The organism is Aeromonas sp. 604176, from assembly GCF_049170755.1.
GTDB classification, from domain to species: Bacteria; Pseudomonadota; Gammaproteobacteria; order Enterobacterales; family Aeromonadaceae; genus Aeromonas; species Aeromonas veronii_A.
In genome coordinates this window covers 1-19,653 of sequence record NZ_JAAKNE010000017.1, presented here as the reverse complement: position 1 = coordinate 19,653, position 19,653 = coordinate 1, and the positions used below count along the sequence as shown (strand labels likewise).

The window sequence follows — 19,653 nt, the reverse complement described above, 5'->3', positions numbered from 1 at the left end:
TTCCAATTATTATTTTTACAATATGTTATGAATATGCTTTCAATACGCCAACAGGCACCTCTGTTGGACGCCATGGATCACCAGTATGCTCTAACCATGGGATTAGTTCGTTTTCTGTTAATTGATTAATCAAATCCATGTTATTACTAGCAATATTATGCAATTGATAAGGATCGTTATGATTATCATGCAAAATATATGTCAACGACTTACCTATCTTCCGATCGATAACCATCGTATAGCGTTCAGTTCTAATTCCACGTCGGCCATATGATTGCGCACCATATGGCATGAAAGTATAAAACTGTGATGTCGGCACAACATCACCAGCTTCCCCCCTCAGGGTTTTAACATAATTATTCCCTTCTACCGTATCGGGTATTAATGCTTCAAAATCGAGTAACCCGAATATTGTTGGATATATGTCAGGAGCAGAAAAAAGTAAGTCATCTTGTTTTGGTTTTAGTTTCCCTGGCAACCTAAAAATCATTGGAATCCTCATCGATTCCTCATAATGAACATTTTTTGTCGGTTCACCATTTGAACCCATACAACTACCGTGATCTGAAAAAAATACAACTAATGTATCATTTTTCAACCCTAGGCTATCCAACTCATCCAATATTCTTCCGAATTGTTCATCAACACCATGAACCATAGCCATGTATTCTTTGAAATACTGGGGACCATATCCTTCTAGATACTCTTTATTCCATTGAACATTTGGCCTACTATTCAATTCTTTCGATGTCTTCCCATCAAACTTATCTAGATATTTTTTGGGTATCTCATCGTATGGGGAGTGGGGGGGATTCATTGATACTACAAGTGCAAATGGCTTATCTTTATCGCGATAAGACCCATTTTCATTACGGAGATATTTTATCGCAATATCGGCCTCATGTTCAGGACTCCACTGATTTACTTTTATCGGATTATCACGAGGAGTATTATTGGCCCAATACATAGGTGACATATGCTTATCATACGTACCATATGAATACCAAAAATCAAAACCATGTCGACGATCCGGTGCCGTCCAATCATTCCAATAACGCCCCTCCATTGGGTTATTATAACTTGGAATAAAAGGCGCACTGGGGGCATCGAGGTGCCATTTACCAATATACCCCATTGAGTAGCCTTGCTGGCTCAGAATATCTGACCAAGTCACCGAGCCTTTTTTCAACTCAATACCAAAGTCTTTTCCGCCAAACTGGCCAGGCATACCAGTATGGCTGTTACCTTGTATACCATTACGATATGGATATTGCCCCGTCATCAACATACCACGAAATGGGGTACAAAGCGGAAAATTGGATACAGCTTGCCGAAGAACAACACTCTCTTTCGCAAATCTATTTATATTAGGGGTATATGATGGGTCTTGCCCCATAAATCCAAGAGCATGAGCTCTCATCTCATCTGGAAATACAACTAATAGATTTGTTTTTCCATTGATACGCCCAGTGGATGCGCCTCCACTTAGTGATGTTTGACACCCTGAAATTGATGAAGTCATAGCGACCGCGCCGGTTGCCGCTAGTCCCTTCAGCAAATCACGCCGAGAGATGGACATGTTTCACTCCAGAAATGATAGAAAATTTCGATACCTTTGCTTTCAACTCTTGCCAACAGTTGAATGATAACCAAAAGAAAGGAAAGACATAGTGCCCAAGATCACACAAACAAAATGAAAGCGCGGGTGTGTGCTTTTTATTTCAAAAAAAGACAGTGGCAGATCAGGTGAAGTGAAGTGAAGTGAAGTGAAGTGAAGTGAAGTGAAGTGAAGTGAAGTGAGAATAGATGTAAAAAATCATCCCCGAAGAGATGACTTTTACATTCCCAATAAACCATCAGCACCTTGCCAAAACTAACCATTATCCAATTCAGACAGCGGCCAATGTTCAAAATAGATATGTTGTGCTTGCCAATCTACCTTAGCTTGATTGTCACTTAATAAGTGATGGGCAACAGTAAATGCAAATTCAAAACTGACACCGAGGCCCTTGCCTGTGATGAACTGCCCATCCACAACAACTTTTTTATCAACATATGCACCATCAGAAAACTTCTTCTCCAATCCGCTGCCACAGGTATATTGATGATGTTGTAACAAGTTATGTGCAGCAAGAACCTTTGCACCTGAAGAACAAAGCGCACAAATTAATTTATTGTTAGCAATATGATTTGTAATGAACTTGTGAACATATAAAGAACCAAAAAGATTGTCGGTTCCTTTGGGGCCACCAGGCATCATAATGGCGTCATACAGAAAATCTACCCTTTCATCCAGAAGAGCATCAGCCTCAATTCTGGTACCGAAATATGTTGATATTTTTGTTATTGCCATGCATGAGAGTACATCTACTTTAATATCCAGCCTTCGCATTATATCGATAAATACGACCGCTTCAGCCTCTTCGAATCCATCAGCCAATAGCACCGCCACATGTTTAAAACCATTCATACGGAACCCTTAGAAATCAAACTGATAGTATTTTTCACATTAAGACCAATAGAGTCCCAATCATGACCATTAATAGCTGACGGAGTGGCAATCCAAGTACCACCGCAGGCTAATACTTGCGGCAATGCCAGATAGCTCAGCAAATTACTCAAGTTAATTCCTCCGGTAGGCATAAATCTAACTTGGGGATATGGTCCTGCCAGCGACTTCAGCATAGCTACACCACCAGAGGCTTCTGCGGGAAAGAATTTCAATAGTTGAAGTCCCAGCTCCAACCCCTGTTCTATTTGGCTAGGATTATTTACACCTGGAATAATCCCGATCTCTGCATCCTGACAGTATTTAACAATATTTGGATTCAATCCGGGACTGATCACAAAGTCAGCACCGGCACTAATAGCTTGATCCGCTTGCTCCCGTGTCAATACTGTTCCAGCGCAAAGAATAATATCAGGGATTGTTGCCTTTATTTGACGAATAGCTTCTGCTGCTGCTGGAGTGCGAAAGGTGATCTCGGCAGCAGGCAAACCATTTTCAACCAAAGTTGAACCCAACATGGCTGCATCCATGGCATTGTCGATCTGAATCACTGGGACTACTTTTAATTTCCCCAACCGCTCTTGCCACCTGCTCATCATGATTTCAACTCCTTCGTTAACGTCTCAATATAGTGGCGGCCAATGATGGCGCCTCGATGCTGTATAACTTCTGCAGCGACCTTGTTACCCCATCGGCAACACTCCGCTACCGATAGCTTATGATGTCGAGCAGCCAAAAACCCCGCGTTAAACGAATCACCAGCAGCTGTCGTATCGATCACATTCTGGACCAGTTCACCTCGACTCAATCCACAGCCAACATTCAGTACGGACCACATAGCACCTTCTTTACCCAATTTGATAATAACTTGGCTAACACCAAGATGGTGCAAACGCTCAATAATCATCTCTGAACTCTGAGGTTCATCCAGCAGCAAACTTTCATCATCTGCAGTTACCAACGCAATATCACACAGTTGATATAACCGATTAATCCACATTGCCGCATGAGCATGATTATTCCAGAGACGAGGACGATAATTTGAGTCAAATACAATCGTGACACCAGCGGCTTTAAGTGACTGTAAAGCCAAAATCAATATCTCCTTATCCTCTTCAGGTAAAATAGCGATACTGATCCCAGAGAGGTAAAGCAACTCTAAACTATGTAGTTTATCCATACATGATGTAAATTTCTCATGCTGACAGAGAAAACGTGCTGCGGATTCATTACGCCAATAATGGAAACAACGCTCCCCCTGCTTATCTATCTCGATGGCATACAGGCCAGGAAGCCGCTTCTGATCTCGCAATATCATAGAGCAATCTATCTGCTCTTCTTTCCAACGTTCCAACATACCATTGCTGTAATGATCATGGCCCAGTACAGTAACATAACGAGGAAATAGATCTGGTAATAATCTAGAGAGATAAATAGCGGTATTCAGGGTATCGCCCCCAAACGCTTGCTGCTGAATGCCGAATGCAGGTCCGCTCAATTCAACCATGCACTCACCGAGAAGCGCGATACCATCAGGTTGTTTATCCATTTGAGTTATTCACCTTAATCGTAAGGTACATATGAGTCACCATTCACTATCAGTGAAAGAGTTGACGCATTCCCGCATACCCAGTTCATAAGTTTGCAACGAGCAAACACGTTCCATGTTGCAAGTATCTTACTGGCACTGGAACACATCATGCCCCAATAGTTTCGATTTAAACTACAATGGAAGAATAACGAAATGAAATGACAATCACAAAGATCTTGATCACATAAAATAAAAAAGAATCGTAAGTTACACTAGAAAAAATGAAACATTTTTGAGGTGTAACAGGTAACTCCCTTTCGAAGCAGATTGTTTTTCGGTCTTTCTGCCCTTCCTATGACCCATTCTTTACAACGATTCCACCAGCGTTGCTGCTCCAAACGTCGCGTCAAAGGACTCTGCTGCGCGGTATAATCAAAACGAAACAGCGCAACCACTTCATTTGTTTCCCTTACACCCTGCAGCTGGAGTCCAATAGCAGGTATCGCAAGAGTAAAATCACCTTGCTCGACCGGTAGTGGTAATGGTTTCGCCTCCCAGAGACCACTTCGATCCCCGCAATAGAGAGCCATATTCAAGGCCCGCAAAGACCAGAGGCTACTTGCTGGGCCACTGTAGTTATCTATTAACCTATCATCACACCCAAATACTCCTTGGGTTGGAAGGCCTGCTTCCAATGCCCCATTCGAAATAAAATAAGAAAGCGAAGAACTAAAAGCATGCTTCACTTCACCTGGTGGCAAGATGCCGTGATCTGCAGCTGCAATCAGAGGGGCTGCTGCAGCTAGTCGATAGCAAGCACTACGGCCAAAAAAGGGTAATCCCTGCGTAGTGAAAAAATAACGATAGGAAGCAACAAATTCAGCTAGAGTGCCACGAATAAACTCAGGGTCAAAATCAGGAAGGATTTGGTCTAGCCAATAAAATGAGTAATGAAAACCCCACGCATTATAATAGTCATAGTTACCTAATGCACCATCGCGAAACCACCCAGCGCCAACATGAAACTCTTTAATTCTTTCGTATTTATCATGGTCTACATGATCCACACCAGCTAACGATTTCAGGACAAACTGAACGGTCAGTGGAAATAAATGCCAATTATTATCAACAGTAATTAATGTATTTACCTGACTAAACCAAGCTACTATTCTAGCTTGTTCATCATGATTAAATCTTATCCAAACATGTTCCCTGCTCAACCATAGAGTCAATGCTAAATCCGCACTTTCACAGATACGTTGATCGCAGTCATGCATCACTCCCCAAAAGCCTGGGTGATTGGGGTCTGTTCCAGCAAGAAAAGCTGCATGAATGATATCTGCCGGCGATAACTGCCGACCATCAGCCAAGGCTAAATTGCTTTCATTTGGCCCCTTTGAATATAACCAGGCAGCCAAAGTAGGTAACAACCGACTAGCCCCCTCCATGGCATCAGTTCGAGCACTCTGCTGGCTTGGTCGTCCGGGATAATAAGCATGGGTATAATCCCAAACAGCATAATGATCAAACGCCTCAGCCACATATTTTACTAACTCATTACACTGATATTTTAATCCAGCCTGAGGTATCGAGAAAACCTTTGCTATATGATTATCATTGTGTGTATATGAACGTTTTTTGTGAAAAAATCTTAGTAAGTTTTCTTGAAAAAGATGAAAATACATGGCCCAGTCCGGATTTTCATACGGGACAATTGGTCGTTTAGTTATTTTAATGTCAGTCATTTAAACCTTCTCATATTCAAATAATTACATGGCTATCTAACAGATAAAATATTATGTATACTCATATTATCAATGCTGAGATAAAGCAATGCTTTAATTATGTCTCTAGCATTACCCAAGCCTATGCATAACATTCGCTGCAATTCCACCATTTTGTATCTCCTCAGCCATCATCTGCATTTTGGGAGCAGTATGATCAAATATTTGGCGATATGATGTGCAGAGATAATTATGACGATACCGCTCTCCGGATATCGATAACACTCGATGTTTTGGACATCCACCATAACAAAGTGAATAGACCTCACATCGCTTGCATTGCTCGGTCAATTTCTGTGACTTTGCGGTACCAAATCTTTTTTGCATCTTGCCCGTAGCCATACTGACAAGTGAATGTAGATGGATATTGCCCAGTTTGTTGGCCGGATATACATAATGATCACAAGAATAAAGATCACCATTGGCCTCAATGACGATTGCCTGCCCACACTCTTTTGAGTGAATGCATAGAGAAGCGGGATATCCCATCCATACAGCTAATATACTGTCAAATATGCGAATAAAAACTTTACCAATATCAGCCCTACACCACTCATCAAATACATCATTCATAAAGCGACCATATCCATGTGCAGGCACAGAGAAATCCATTAATTTTGGATTTGGCATAGGTGTATAATGGCCATTATTATCAGCCTGACTAGCAGGTGACAACTCAACCAAAGGAATAAATTGCATGAAATTTGCCCCCAGTTTTTTCAGCGCAAGATAGGTGTCACGCCCCTTATCCCAATTTTTATCATTAATTACAGTCAGGGTGTTAAACTCTACGCCAAACTCCGTCAGTAATTCTATCGCATGCTGTACCCGCTCAAATGTTGGGTTACCATTCACTGAAACACGATATGCGTCGTGCACACTTTGTAGTCCATCTACTGACACACCAACCAAGAAATTATGCTTGGCAAAAAAATCGGCCCATTGGCGATTAATCCCGATCGCATTGGTTTGAAAGCTGTTGGTAATATGCTTTCCATCCGCATATTGCTGTTGATACGCAACCACATTGCGATAAAAATCCAAGCCTGCGAGAGTCGGTTCTCCCCCCTGCCATGAGAAGTCTATCTGCTGGCTATGTTGAGAGCGGATATATTCCCGGATGTAACGCTTCAGGGTCGCATCTGACATAGTCTGTGATGCAGTGGGACTATCCTGATGAATGGTGTGTTCTTTCTCCAGATAAAAACAGTACTCACACTTGAGATTACAGCGATAGCCTGTTGGCTTCGCCATCATATGAAATGCTGTTTGACTCTTTTGAATAATGCTCATTGATACCGATACTTTAAAAATTGAAGCTGTAACCGTAGTATACGAAACCATATGAAAGTATTTGTTGTGTCGACTCACAATTAACACAACGGGCAAAAAGAAAATGAAAACACATAAAAGAAAAAACCCAGCCAACTGAACTGGGTTTTCATATCATTGCGACTTATGTACGCCACGACACTATACGAGTTGCATCACCTCTGTGGCAGCAAGCAAAAATACGCCGGCACCATAGTCAATATTATGGTCTCGCTGAACATCACGGGGATTAAATGCAGGCAACTGCACCCAACCCATCATGCCATTTTCATGAATGCAACCGAGTAATGCTTGCCAGGATGAAAGTACAGATGGGAGGTACTCATCACGAGCCAGAATCCCCTGATTGATCCCCCAGGCCAAACCATAACAAAACAATGACGTTGCACTGCTTTCTGGAGCGGGGAAATGCTCCGGATCAAGCAAACTGGTACGCCAAAATCCATCCGGCTGTTGATAACGACATATTGTCTTGGCCAAGCCGCAAAACAGTGTCAAGTAACGTTCCCGTGAGGGATGGTCATCAGGCATTCGTGCTAGCAAGCGAGGGATACTGGCCAGTACCCAACCCACCCCTCGACTCCAGAAAACCAGCTCTCCATTTGCTTCACGCAACTCCCCCCCTTTTCCATCAGGGATATAGCGATGATCACGAAAGAAAAGGCCGGTTTGTGGATCAAATAAATGATCCACCGCATCCCAAAATGCAGGCTCCATATAATCCAGATACTTGTGATCACCTGTCAGTTGGGAGAGCCCAGCAAACACGGGGGGGGCCATAAATAAAGAGTCACACCACCACCAATCCTGACGGCCAGGAGCAGGTGACTCCAGCATCAAATCGAGGGCCTTGATGGTCGGCTCCAGCGCTTCAATCTGGTTGACCAATGGATAGACATCCAGGTAGGCCTGGCAGCACACGTGATCATCAGCAAATCGTGGGTTGGGGCCGGCCCGAAAGCCGGTATGCAGGGTGTAGTTCATCACCCCGTCCAGGTACTCCGTGTCATCCGTTGCTTGCCATGCATTCGCAACACAAGACCAAAATACCCCCCGCTCCCAATCTGTATCTTTAATAAATCGAACCTTGCCACTACGACGAATCACACTACGGGTCTGATGGGCCGCTTGATAGCGATATACACGCTTCATCGCTGCCAGCACCTCAGCTCTAGCTACTGATGACATAGTCAGCTCTCCTTATCAACGAGCCAGCCAGCCGCCATCAACGGCCAATGTGTAGCCGTTCACATAGTCACTGGCAGCAGATGCCAAGAATACCGCAGGGCCAGCCAGATCAGATGGTGCACCCCAACGATTCGCTGGGATCCGTTCCAATATTGCGTTGTTACGAGCCTCGTCTGCACGTAAAGCAGCTGTGTTATCTGTTGCCATATAGCCTGGCGCAATGGCATTAACATTAATGCCGTGATGAGCAAGTTCAGTGGCCAGAGCTCTCGTCAGACCCATTACCGCAGACTTACTGGCTGTATAGGAAGGAACTCTCACACCGCCCTGGAACGAGAGCATTGAGGCAATATTGATGATCTTGCCACCCCGACCTTGTTTAACAAATTGCTTGGCTACCGCCTGTGACAAGAAAAATACCGTCTTTTGGTTGATATTAATCACGTCATCCCAATCCTTATTTGTAAACTCGAGAATATCCTGACGGCGAATAATACCAGCATTATTCACTAGAATATCTACACCACCCATTACTTCGACAGCTTCTGAGACAATTGCACCCAGCAAGTCCTGTTGCATCAAATTTGCTGTGATGTAGTGAAATTTCCGGCCCATTGCTTCAATGGCTGCCTGTGTCTCAGCAGCAGGTTCGTAACCGACACCAACGATATCAGCCCCAGCCTGCGCAAGACCCAATGCCATGCCCTGTCCAAGACCGGTATTACAGCCGGTCACCATAGCGACTTTACCCATGAGATCAAACATGTTCATATTTCTTCCTGCGACAAGGCGGATTGGCTTGCGTCAAGCAACCCGCATAAATTAATTGGTAGGGTTTACTTCAAATCACTCATGGCAACATGATCCATATCGTGGAAAGTCTGGTTTTCACCGACCATGCCCCAAATGAAGGTGTAAGCCGAAGTACCGACACCAGAGTGGATAGACCAACTCGGACTGATTACCGCCTGTTCATTACGTACCACCAGATGCCGAGTCTCCTGAGGTTCCCCCATGTAGTGGAAAACTAGGTTGTTCTCACTCATATCAAAATAGAGATAAACCTCCATGCGGCGTTCGTGGGTATGACAAGGCATGGTATTCCACAGATTGCCTGGAGCGAGTTCTGTCATTCCCATCAGCAACTGGCAAGTCGGCAGTACCGAAGGATGCAAGTATTTATAGATGGTGCGAACGTTACAATTTCCCTGACTTCCCAAAGATTCCGGAGCAGCCTCTTCACGAGAAATTTTGCGTGTCGGATAAGCATGATGAGCCGGAGCACAATTAAGATAAAAACGTGCAGGATGCTCCGGTTTTACGCTAGAAAATACAATTTCACGCGCCCCCATGCCAACATAGAGAGCCTCACGAGCACCAATCTCAAAAGTCTTACCATCAACAGTCACCAAACCTGGCTCACCGATGTTGATCACACCCAACTCACGACGTTGTAGAAAGAACTCAACCCCGATCTCCTTCCCACCTTCCAGGGAAAGAGGCTCACCAAGCGGTACAGCGGCACCAACGATGATACGGTCTATGTGACTATAGGTAAGATTGATTTTATTCTGCTGGAACATCTCTTCGATCAGAAAATGGCGACGCAGGCCACTTGTATCTAAGTGTTTCGCATGTTCACTGTGTATGGGTTGACGAATTTCCATTTTAAAACCTCAAGTTATAACCACAGCCACTGACATCGATGAAAATAACTAGCCATCAGTGCATTACTGACTGTTCATTCATGACAAAGAAGTCGTGAAAACTAATTCCTTATAATGCAGGGGCAAACACCTTATAAGACTCCCACGTAATAATGAATGAAGAGCATTATTAAAGACCCTCTTCCTCACTAATGCACTCCTCAACAATGGCAGCCTCCAGTGCCTTTCTCATATCCTGAATTGTACTTTTACCAATATCTTGAAGAATATCGACCAGCTCATGCAATGATGCACCGTCACGTTCAAATGCGGCATTTGCAATCATTGGTAAGTTAACCCCAGACAATACCTCTACCTGATCAGAATCCATTAAAATGACGGATGCTCGATTTGCTGGTGAACCGCCAGGAATATCTGTTAAAAACAGTACGCCATCGTCAGAGTTAACTTCCTGAGCTGCATTTCTCAGAGCAGTCTCCAAATCATCCGTCGACATGGACTCGACAAAGTCTACGAAGCGCATCTGCTCCGGCTCCCCCACAATCGCTTTCATTGCAGACTGCATTCCGGATGCAAAGTTGATATGTCCAGACACTACAATACCGATCATGTAATTTATCCCTCTTAAATAGGTGGGGGATATCCCACCCCATTAGTATTTATCAGCGTATTTAAATAATCCCAAGGTAATGCCCGACTACCCCAGCGGCCAAGGTTGAGAAAATAAGCACTGGTGGCTTCGCCCAGAACCCGGTCCCCTTAACCATCTTGAACATAAAAAATACCAATGCTAACGGCAATAGATTAGGCATGATTTTGTCAAACAACGAAGCTTGAAGCTCTACCGTTTTACCACCGAGCTCTAAGGATGCTGTCGTCTGTAACTTGATAAATGTTGCCGATAGTGCGCCGATTACGAAAATACCCATGATATTGGCAGCTTTTGCCAACTTTTCTGTTGCATCACTCATGTTTACCATCGCTGCAGTACCAGCACGGTATCCCATGAACATCAAACCAAAATAAACAAAAAAGTGCACAATCTGATACAGCAGGAAGAAAACAAACGGACCAGCAATCGATCCTTCAATGGCAATCGACGCCCCCAGTGCTAATGTCAATGGCATCAACGTCATGTGGTCGATCGCATCGCCAATACCACCGGTAGGGCCCATACCAGCCACTTTCATTACGTTGACAGTAGACGGTTTTTCTTTATTCTCTTCCATTGCGATAGCTGTACCTAGCAGGAAGGTAAATAATTTCGGACTTGCATTGAAGAACTGCAGATGATTTTTCAATGCTTTGGCTAGATCATTTCTATTATTACCATGAATCTTTTTTAAAGCAGGAATAATGGAGTACGCAAAACCACCACCCTGCATTCGTTCAAAGTTGAAGTTGCCCTCCATAAACAAGCCACGTAAAGAACAGATCCACAAATCTTTCTTGGTGATGACTTTACGTACAGCGGTATCTTCATAAGCATCGATATTATCTACCAATGAATGATTTTTTACTTGAGATGCCTCGACATTGTTCCTCAGTGGAGACATTGTAATATCAGATGCCATCTTCAAATTCCTCTGCTTGCTTGTTTGAGTTGGTATTTCCACTAAAGAAGTAATAAAGTGCTGCGGCAGATGCGCCCAAGATTGCAACAGCCATGATTGGCAACTTCAAGTAGGTTGTCATTACAAAACCGATAAAAAACACCCCTGCAACTTCTTTGGACCACATGATTTTTAGCAGCATGGCGAAACCAATCGCCGGCACCATTTTGGCACCGATGCCCAACCCTTCAAGTAATACTGTTGGTGCATTTTCATCTATCCAGGCGGCACCGTGCTCCCCAAAATAGACTGTCATAAATGCAATGACAGCGTAGAGCATGGAGCGTAGTGAGATTGTCGCTATCAATAATCGATCGATACCAGATGCATCAGCCTGTTCAGCGTAACGATCCACCTTGCCCATAGTGAAAGAAGTCAATGCAAAGAAACCAATCACTAGCATCTGCATCAGGACTGCGATGGGCATCCCGACACCCATAGCCACTTCTGCGGATTGACCAGTCATCACAGCAAATGCGACTGCTGCGATGGTGCCCATTGTGACATCAGGTGGCTGAGCACCTGCGTTAGGTACCAATCCTAACCAAGCTAACTCCAGAGTAGCCCCCGCAACCAAGCCAATTTGCATATCCCCCATAATCAATCCAACTACCGGACCGGTTATAATCGGGCGGTGGATATTTAGTGCGACATCATATTTATCGATACCACAAAAAAATGCCCATATTGCGACAAGCATAGCTTCGAAAAACATGCTTAATTCCTTTTTGAAAGTAAATGTAAATATATCTTATTTTTTAATGTCAGGCGGCGCCGTTAACCAGTTCAAAGATATCCAATGCGTTTTGATCAGGTGTATTTTGAACCGTGCAACATACCCCCTTTTGGGTCATACTCTCAAATGCTTTAATATCATTATCATCAACAGACACTGTTTTTGCGATTTGCTTCTTGCCTTCATGATAATGCATATTCCCGATATTGCAGTGGGTGATCGGAACCCCTCCCTCTACCAAACGAGCAACATCTGTCGGGTTATTACAAAGAATAAATATTCGCTGTTTATCTGATGCATTATGAATCACATCAATTGTCTTTTTAATAGTAAAAAATCTAACTGCATATTCTCCACCTGCGGAAGCTTTCATACCAGCTTGCATAAAGGCAGCATTGGGGCCTTCTGCTGCATCATCATTAGCAACAAGAATCAGATTCGCCTCTGTGTGTTTACCCCATGTGATACGAATTTGTCCGTGTAACAAACGTTCATCAATCCTAGTCCATACAATATTTGGAGTTGTCATATATTTCATTCCTATGTTATAGGCATACCGGCATATATGCAGGCAACACACTAAGCCATCTGATTAAATTAACTAGCAACATCATTATGCTTGCAGGCACATACCTGATGTCGTTATTCGTCCCCGCCGCACTAACTGTGTTTTACTTAGCTTAACGCCAGTCCAGACATTAATAAATTGAAAGAAAACGAAAATGAGATCGCTTTCACGAAGTTAATAAAAAGACATCGAAAGAAGGAGGCCTCCCCAATGCTTTTTCTAACTGGTTAATTTCTTCTATAAGAATGCATCTCACTTGCGGCTAGTAAACAGATGAATCCAGCTCATTGCAGTACGTTAATAGACGTCAACAAACGGATATACATCGCAGGCAATAGATAACCTATCCAAATCAAATACGGTTCTCACTCATACACATACGGATTTTCGCCTCGACTACTTCCTCCATGGCGGCCATGGCGGGCACCAGATACTGGCGCGGGTCGCTGGCATCCGGATGGGAGCCAAGGAAGGCTTTCATCGCATCGGCGAAGGCGATCTTCAGTTCGGTCGCAACGTTGACCTTGCAGATCCCGAGTTCGATGCAGCGGCGCACATCGGCCTCCGGTACGCCGGAGGCGCCGTGCAGCACCAGCGGAATATCTACCTGCTCGCGAATGGCGGCGAGGCGTGCAAAGTCCAGACGGGGCTCCTCCTTGTAGAGGCCGTGTGCGGTACCGATGGCCACGGCCAGCGAGTCGATACCGGTACGGCGGACAAACTCGGCCGCCTTCAGCGGATCGGTAAATTTGGCATTTGCGGCATCGACAATGAGGTCATCTTCCTGACCACCCAGCTGGCCCAGTTCCGCTTCAACGCTGGCGCCCATGCGATGGCAGAAAGTGACCACACTGCGTACTTTCTCGATGTTCTCTTCAAACGGAAAGTGCGAGGCATCGATCATGGCCGAGCGAATGCCCGCTTCGACCTTGTTGTGGATGTCCTGCTCGTCTTCGTGGTGATCCAGATGCAGCACCAGCGGGATGCGGTACTCATGAGCAGCTGCCTGACAGATGGAGACCAGATATTCGACCCCGGCATGGCGATAGGTGCCCGGGGTGCCAGCCAAGATCACCGGAGAGCGCATGCGAGCGGCGGTGCGAGCCACCACCTGCACGGTTTCCAGGTTGTGGATGTTGAAAGCCGGTACGGCGTAGCCACGGCGCTGGGCATCTTTGAGCATTTCATGGGAAGAGATCAGATACATAGTGACTCCTGAGCGTCCTGATTGACGCGAGATCCTGAGAAAAGGGAGGAAAGGTTGGTCGGATTTATCTCCCGGCCAGCCACCCAGATGTGTTGTTGATTGAGTTCAGTGGTGAGGGCGAGCAGGTTGGCCTGTTTGCCAACTGCCAGTGAACCGAGACGATCGGCAATGCCGAGCATCTTTGCTGGTGCCAGCGAGGCCATTGCGATGGCTTCATCGAGCGGCACATCCGCCAGCTGCACCATGTTGCGTACGGCGCCAAGCAGGGTGAGGGTGCTGCCCGCCAGACCGCCGGTTTCAGTGCGTACCACGCCGTTTTTCATCTCGACCCGATAGTTGCCAAGCAGATAGTGACCGTCGGGCATACCGGCAGCGCGCATCGCATCGGTGACCAAGAGCAGGCGCTGGCCAGCGCAGCAGTGACAGAGCTTGAGCACGCTCGGGTGTAGATGATGGCCATCGGCGATCAGCTCCAGCCAGGCTGCGGGATGGACAAGGCCCGCACCGACCATGCCGGGTTCGCGGTGGTGCAGGCCGCGCATGCCGTTAAAGCAGTGCACCAGCCCGGAGGCGCCTGCCGCCAGTGCCGCCATGGTGGTGTCGTGATCCGCCGCCGAGTGACCCAGCATTACCCGCACGCCGTTTGCGGCAAGATGGTGAATGGCCGCGATGGCGTTGGGCTTTTCCGGTGCCAGCGCGACCACCTTCAGGCTGCCGCGCGCCAGCTGTTGCAGGTGGGTCAGTTCGGCAATATCCAGCTCCCGAAACAGCGCCTGATCGTGGGCGCCCTTGTTGTCCGGAGTGAAGTAGGGCCCTTCGAGATAGCAGCCGAGCAGCTCGGCGCCCGGCATGCCGCGGGCAACGCTATCGGCAATGCGAGCAAGGGCTTGCTCTATCTCGGGGAGTGGGGCGGTGACCGTGGTGGCAAGAAAAGCACCGACTCCTTCTGCCGCCTTGGCCATCGACAAGGTAGCCAAGGCATTGCCATCGCTATCCATGACATCGACGCCAGCTCCGCCGTGGACATGACCGTCGATCAGCGCAGGCACCAGCAGCTCGACATCAAACCCCATATTTTCTTGAGAGAGAGAGCCTATCGCCGTTATCCAGCCATTCTCATGCTCTAGCCAGCAGGCCTCTCGCCAACCTGTTTCGGTTAACAGATGGCGCGCCCTGATCCGCTCGACCATTAAAGATCCTCCCCTGTCGGGTAATTAATGCCATCATTCCTGACACCGCCTGAATAAAGCTTTCCCAACTCTGAACGCATAGAGTGGGTCCATGCTCCTGTGAATTGGAACCAGTTCACAGATGGATAACTTTGCTTCAGTAAACTGTTGCACATGACGGTTTACTCAAGTTCTGCTCGGGATACGGATAGATTGTGACCCCCTGCACGACTCGATTAACACGACCGCTCGGACATGGATTATCCGGATTGATACCAAGCATCATGGATGTATGGAATGCGTAGAACTGGGCATAAAGCAGGTAACAAAATGCCAGCTCTGCATCATCGCCGCGCTGAGTCTGTGGAAGGTAAATATATTCACCAGCCTCAATCCGATTGTCAGGAATATCGGCCAGGGCAACAACTCGTGCAGCAACACCATCACGACGCAGCTCATTTAACAAATCAAGGTCATATTGTCGTGTATAGGGATCATTGGAGATCATCTGCACGATTAAAGTATTGCTATCGACCACTGATTTTGGTCCGTGACGAAATCCGGTAGGAGAATCGAACATGGCAATCAACCGCCCACTGGTCAGCTCCAGCAACTTAAGCGCTGCTTCTTGTGCAACACCCTGCAGACTGCCACTACCAAGATAGATAACTCGTTGTGGGAGTGGTTCATTCCATGCAGGCACCGTTTGAACGACCTGTTTCAGGATGGCCTCACTGACGCCTGCCAGTGAAGTGCAAGCATGCTGGTTGAACCGTTTCGGCAAAAATACAGTCAAGCAGGTCAACATCATGCTGGTGAGACTACTTGTCATGGCAAAACTACGATCATTGGTCTGAGGCGGCATCAACAGTGCCAGTGATCGACCCTCCTTCTGACAACGCTGATATAGTTTCCCTTCAGCATTGCAAGTGAGAACCAAGTGGTAACATTTGCTTACCAAACTGCTAGCCAAATCAACAGCTGCCACACTTTCAGGACTGTTTCCCGAACGGGCAAACGAAACAAGTAACGTCGGGGTATCTTGGTCCAGATACTCTTTTGGATCAGTAACAATATCTGTGCTGGGGATCGACTCCACTCTACCGTTAAGACGTGCCGATAAATAAGGGGCCAACGCACGCCCCGCAAAAGCAGATGTCCCTGCGCCGGTCAGAATAATTCGCAGATTACCTTGCATTAGTAAGGGAGTAATAAACTGATCTATGGCGTTTCTTTCCTTATCGACCATGCCTAATGTTTCTAACCATGTCGCAGGCTGTTGTTGAATTTCACTCGCAGTAGCAATTCCTTTGGCTGCGATTAATGTTTCTTTTTCATAACCAAGAATCATGACTGTAATACCTCACATAGCCATTTCAGGCTGGGGACAGCAAGCCCGAGAATAGTGCCGCAGCACTTCCTGAACCTGATCAAGAATCAGACTGTGGGGATCTGCAGAAAGCAGCCCCTCACGCACTTTTTGATATTGGATTGGTAGATACTGACTCAGCAGTGGCAATGGAATTTGCTCTTGTTCAAGATTGGCCAACAGACAGGCATACGCTTCATCTACCCGCTGCTCAGGCCAGTAGTAACGAATCCGATCCGAATAGCTGTAACCTCGAGCCAGACGTCTGTCATTAGGACTCCCCTGATAGTGGCTTTGCCAATATCCAGGCTGCTCCAACATGGTCTGCTCGAGCACATCACGTAGTCTTGAACAAGCACTAGCAGTCACTAATTCCGATTCAATAGCAGCCAATGAGAACAACGCTTCACGCAAAGCAAACGTGAGTGCAGGCCCGACCTTGAGAATTGCAAAGTGATCACGTACTAACTGCTGGTAAGCCTGAGGTGTTTGATAATCCGTCGAGTGGGCTTCAAACACCATGTGGGGGTATTCCTTGATCATCAGACTCAAGCCAATAGCCTTGCCACTTTGATAATCAACCACTCTCGTATGATCAAATTCAACGCCCGGCTGCACGACTAACGCAATGACCCGTGACCATACATCCCCCAAACCTTGACGAGTAAAGGCCGCTCGATGTGCTTCCAATGTATAACGCGCAGCCTGAGGTGTTGTTACCGCAAGTACTGAAAGATCTTCATGCGCCCCACCAGGAACGGGGACTTCGGTGCCAATTACATAAATCAGGTCGCAGCGCCCAAACTTCTCGTAACAAGTACGCTCAGCGACTACCGCAAGCCTAGCTGCACGTTCGGCAACCACTTCATCACTGAGTGATAAAGGGTCATCGGAACAAGCCATACTGCAGTCAAGATGGATTTTTTTGAAACCTGCCGCCACATATGTGGCAATAAGCGTTTCTGCATGTGCCATGGCTTCGGAAGCAGAAAGTCCCTGCCATCGATTTGGACCCAAGTGATCGCCACCAAGGATCACCATCTCACGCTCAACACCACAGCGATCTGCCAACTGGTATAAACGTTCGCGAAAATCTGCAGGTGTCATACCGGTATAGCCACCAAATTGATCCACTTGATTAGAGGTGGCCTCTACCAGCAGAACGTTTCCTTCTATCTTAGCCAGCGTTAATGCAGCTTCCAGCACTAACGGGTGAGCAGAACATACCGAGGTGATGCCAACTGCTTCCCCATTCTTGTTTCTTTCTATTAACTGAGCGATACCTTTCACTTCTCCTCCAAGGCCATCGAAAAACTAGCAGTGACATTTCATTTCTTTTCTAAAAAGATAAACCTGACGAAAACGAAATGAAATGAAATGACATGTTTTTTATGAGCCAGATCACGAAAAACAAAAGGAAAAGAAAGGGCTTTGACTGAAGTGATTTTTTTGTCACAAAGCGCAAGGCCAAGACTTGATTTGGATTGTCCACTAAGCGTTAATACGCAAAATGCAATAAAGTGAAAGTCCATGTGCAGACAGGACAACTAATACGGACAGAGCGGAATAATGCAAATTACCGAGAAAAGTACTATCGGCACCAGTGAACGCCGTGAGCGTATCATCCAGCAACTACGTAGCCATGGCAGCGTACAAGTCAATGACTTATCAGCACAGTTTCAGGTATCTACCGTCACCATTCGCAACGATCTGGCATTCTTGGAAAAACAAGGGATTGCTGTACGCGCCTACGGGGGCGCTCTGTTGTGTGAACCCAATCAGGCCGTCCCCGAGCGAACCATTGCCGACAAAAGTGTGCTCAACACGCCGGTCAAACAGCGGATCGGCGCGCTGGCAGCCACACTGGTACAACCCGGGAGTCGACTTATCCTCGACTCGGGCACCACGACGCTGGAGGTGGCTCGTCATCTGCGCGAACATCAGGAGATCCTGGTGATGACCAACGGCATGAACGTAGCCAATGCACTGCTGGAGGCAGAGGGGGTCGAGCTGCTGATGACCGGCGGTCAACTGCGCCGCAAATCACTCTCGTTCTATGGGGCACAGGCCGAGCAATCCCTGCAAAACTACCATTTTGACCAGCTGTTTCTCGGGGTGGATGGCATCGACCTCGAGCGCGGCATCAGTACCCATCACGAGGATGAAGCGCGCCTTAACCGCTGCATGTGTCAGGTTGCCAAGCAAATCATTGTGATCACCGACTCCAGCAAGTTTCGTCGCTCCAGCCTGCATAGGATCATTGATACTCAGCGCATCCATACGCTGATCACCGATGACGCCCTGCCTGCTGAACTACTAAAAGGTTTACATGATATCGGGATCGAGGTCCTGCTGGTACCGGCGGATCCCCACTGATCAAAGCAGCATTACTTTAGCCTCCAAACACCACGGTCAGGGTCATACCGATACTCATACGGTCACCTCTGGCGAGTAACCGTAAACCGGGATAGCCGGCTAGGTGATGGCCATTTGCGACTTGGCTCTGGGGCTTCAGACAGACGAAGCAACTCCCCTCATCGGGCTGGTAAAGCATCAGGATGTAGTGGTCAACTAAATCCGGACACTTGGTTAGGCCATTCTTCGGCTTTTGCTGGCGGTATCCCGTCATTGTGGTGATGTGGACGCCGCCAGTTGTAGTAATCCATCAGGTAATAACTGATATCTCGTTTCGCCTCTCGCAAGCTCATATATCCCATAGCCGGGAGCCACTCTGACTTCAGGCTTCTGAACAGTCGCTCCATCGGGGCGTTATCCCAGCAGTTTCCACGACGACTCATGCTCTGGGTTATGCGATAACGCCACAGTCGTTGCCGAAATGCCCGGCTGCCATATTGGCTGCCCTGGTCGGAGTGAAATAGCACACCGGATGGGCAACCCCGCTACTGATAGGCCATCTCCAGTGCTTTGATTGCCAATTCTGCATCAGGTTTATCAGACATCGCCCAGCCCACGACCCGCC

General features: G+C 46.7%; 18 protein-coding genes and 1 pseudogene. 1 reads left to right on the top strand and 18 read right to left on the bottom strand.

Translation table 11 applies throughout. The features are described from left to right. Positions 1 to 25: 25 nt before the first annotated feature. From G5358_RS04970 to kbaZ, 17 genes are all read right to left on the bottom strand, one after another. Positions 26 to 1,579 (bottom strand): sulfatase-like hydrolase/transferase, encoded by a 1,554-nt coding sequence (locus tag G5358_RS04970; RefSeq protein WP_421249116.1) that lies wholly within the window; start codon positions 1,577 to 1,579, stop codon positions 26 to 28. 294 nt (positions 1,580 to 1,873) lie between these two features. Continuing rightward, positions 1,874 to 2,470: a DJ-1/PfpI family protein gene (locus G5358_RS04965; protein WP_216951756.1), complete on the bottom strand. Its 597-nt coding sequence runs from the start codon at positions 2,468 to 2,470 to the stop codon at positions 1,874 to 1,876. Beyond that, the gene (locus G5358_RS04960) at positions 2,467 to 3,108 is read right to left on the bottom strand and encodes a bifunctional 4-hydroxy-2-oxoglutarate aldolase/2-dehydro-3-deoxy-phosphogluconate aldolase (RefSeq protein ID WP_421249115.1); all 642 of its coding nucleotides are present in this window, start codon (positions 3,106 to 3,108) and stop codon (positions 2,467 to 2,469) included. The genes G5358_RS04965 and G5358_RS04960 overlap by 4 nt, the downstream gene beginning before the upstream one ends. Then, positions 3,105 to 4,058, bottom strand: coding sequence for a sugar kinase (locus tag G5358_RS04955; protein WP_421323731.1), 954 nt, complete (start codon positions 4,056 to 4,058; stop codon positions 3,105 to 3,107). Before G5358_RS04955 ends, G5358_RS04960 begins: the two co-directional genes overlap by 4 nt. A 254-nt stretch (positions 4,059 to 4,312) precedes the next feature. Next, on the bottom strand, positions 4,313 to 5,785 hold the full coding sequence (locus tag G5358_RS04950) for a DUF2264 domain-containing protein (protein ID WP_216951758.1): 1,473 nt from the start codon (positions 5,783 to 5,785) through the stop codon (positions 4,313 to 4,315). Between the two features lie 111 nt (positions 5,786 to 5,896). After that, positions 5,897 to 7,117, bottom strand: a complete 1,221-nt coding sequence (locus tag G5358_RS04945; RefSeq protein WP_421323730.1) for an anaerobic sulfatase maturase — start codon at positions 7,115 to 7,117, stop codon at positions 5,897 to 5,899. A 180-nt stretch (positions 7,118 to 7,297) separates the two neighbouring features. Then, entirely contained in the window at positions 7,298 to 8,344 is a 1,047-nt protein-coding gene (locus G5358_RS04940) for a glycoside hydrolase family 88/105 protein (RefSeq protein ID WP_216951760.1), read from the bottom strand. Positions 8,345 to 8,359: 15 nt separating this feature from the next. Next, positions 8,360 to 9,115 (bottom strand): 2-dehydro-3-deoxy-D-gluconate 5-dehydrogenase KduD, encoded by a 756-nt coding sequence (gene kduD / locus G5358_RS04935; RefSeq protein WP_213393752.1) that lies wholly within the window; start codon positions 9,113 to 9,115, stop codon positions 8,360 to 8,362. A gap of 65 nt (positions 9,116 to 9,180) precedes the next feature. Then, positions 9,181 to 10,011 (bottom strand): 5-dehydro-4-deoxy-D-glucuronate isomerase, encoded by an 831-nt coding sequence (gene kduI / locus G5358_RS04930; RefSeq protein ID WP_421230732.1) that lies wholly within the window; start codon positions 10,009 to 10,011, stop codon positions 9,181 to 9,183. A gap of 169 nt (positions 10,012 to 10,180) precedes the next feature. Beyond that, complete coding sequence (gene agaF / locus G5358_RS04925) at positions 10,181 to 10,621, bottom strand: PTS galactosamine/N-acetylgalactosamine transporter subunit IIA (protein WP_167566946.1); 441 nt, start codon at positions 10,619 to 10,621, stop codon at positions 10,181 to 10,183. Between the two features lie 61 nt (positions 10,622 to 10,682). Beyond that, complete coding sequence (locus tag G5358_RS04920; protein WP_216951762.1) at positions 10,683 to 11,585, bottom strand: PTS system mannose/fructose/sorbose family transporter subunit IID; 903 nt, start codon at positions 11,583 to 11,585, stop codon at positions 10,683 to 10,685. After that, on the bottom strand, positions 11,575 to 12,339 hold the full coding sequence (gene agaW / locus G5358_RS04915) for a PTS N-acetylgalactosamine transporter subunit IIC (RefSeq protein ID WP_216951763.1): 765 nt from the start codon (positions 12,337 to 12,339) through the stop codon (positions 11,575 to 11,577). The genes G5358_RS04920 and agaW overlap by 11 nt, the downstream gene beginning before the upstream one ends. A gap of 49 nt (positions 12,340 to 12,388) precedes the next feature. Further along, positions 12,389 to 12,889, bottom strand: a complete 501-nt coding sequence (gene agaV / locus G5358_RS04910; protein WP_216951764.1) for a PTS N-acetylgalactosamine transporter subunit IIB — start codon at positions 12,887 to 12,889, stop codon at positions 12,389 to 12,391. A gap of 391 nt (positions 12,890 to 13,280) precedes the next feature. Further along, complete coding sequence (locus G5358_RS04905) at positions 13,281 to 14,135, bottom strand: tagatose bisphosphate family class II aldolase (protein ID WP_216951765.1); 855 nt, start codon at positions 14,133 to 14,135, stop codon at positions 13,281 to 13,283. Further along, positions 14,126 to 15,325: an N-acetylglucosamine-6-phosphate deacetylase gene (gene nagA / locus G5358_RS04900; RefSeq protein WP_421249113.1), complete on the bottom strand. Its 1,200-nt coding sequence runs from the start codon at positions 15,323 to 15,325 to the stop codon at positions 14,126 to 14,128. The genes G5358_RS04905 and nagA overlap by 10 nt, the downstream gene beginning before the upstream one ends. A gap of 136 nt (positions 15,326 to 15,461) precedes the next feature. Then, positions 15,462 to 16,655: an SIS domain-containing protein gene (locus G5358_RS04895; RefSeq protein WP_216951767.1), complete on the bottom strand. Its 1,194-nt coding sequence runs from the start codon at positions 16,653 to 16,655 to the stop codon at positions 15,462 to 15,464. A 12-nt stretch (positions 16,656 to 16,667) separates the two neighbouring features. Then, complete coding sequence (gene kbaZ / locus G5358_RS04890) at positions 16,668 to 17,963, bottom strand: tagatose-bisphosphate aldolase subunit KbaZ (RefSeq protein WP_421323729.1); 1,296 nt, start codon at positions 17,961 to 17,963, stop codon at positions 16,668 to 16,670. Between the two features lie 279 nt (positions 17,964 to 18,242). Here kbaZ and G5358_RS04885 point away from each other — a divergent pair, with 279 nt between their 5' ends. Next, positions 18,243 to 19,049: a DeoR family transcriptional regulator gene (locus tag G5358_RS04885; protein WP_323912670.1), complete on the top strand. Its 807-nt coding sequence runs from the start codon at positions 18,243 to 18,245 to the stop codon at positions 19,047 to 19,049. A 191-nt stretch (positions 19,050 to 19,240) separates the two neighbouring features. On the opposite strand, the pseudogene G5358_RS04880 reads toward G5358_RS04885, so the two are convergent. Beyond that, a pseudogene (locus tag G5358_RS04880) lies at positions 19,241 to 19,653 on the bottom strand (DDE-type integrase/transposase/recombinase); the annotation flags it as partial.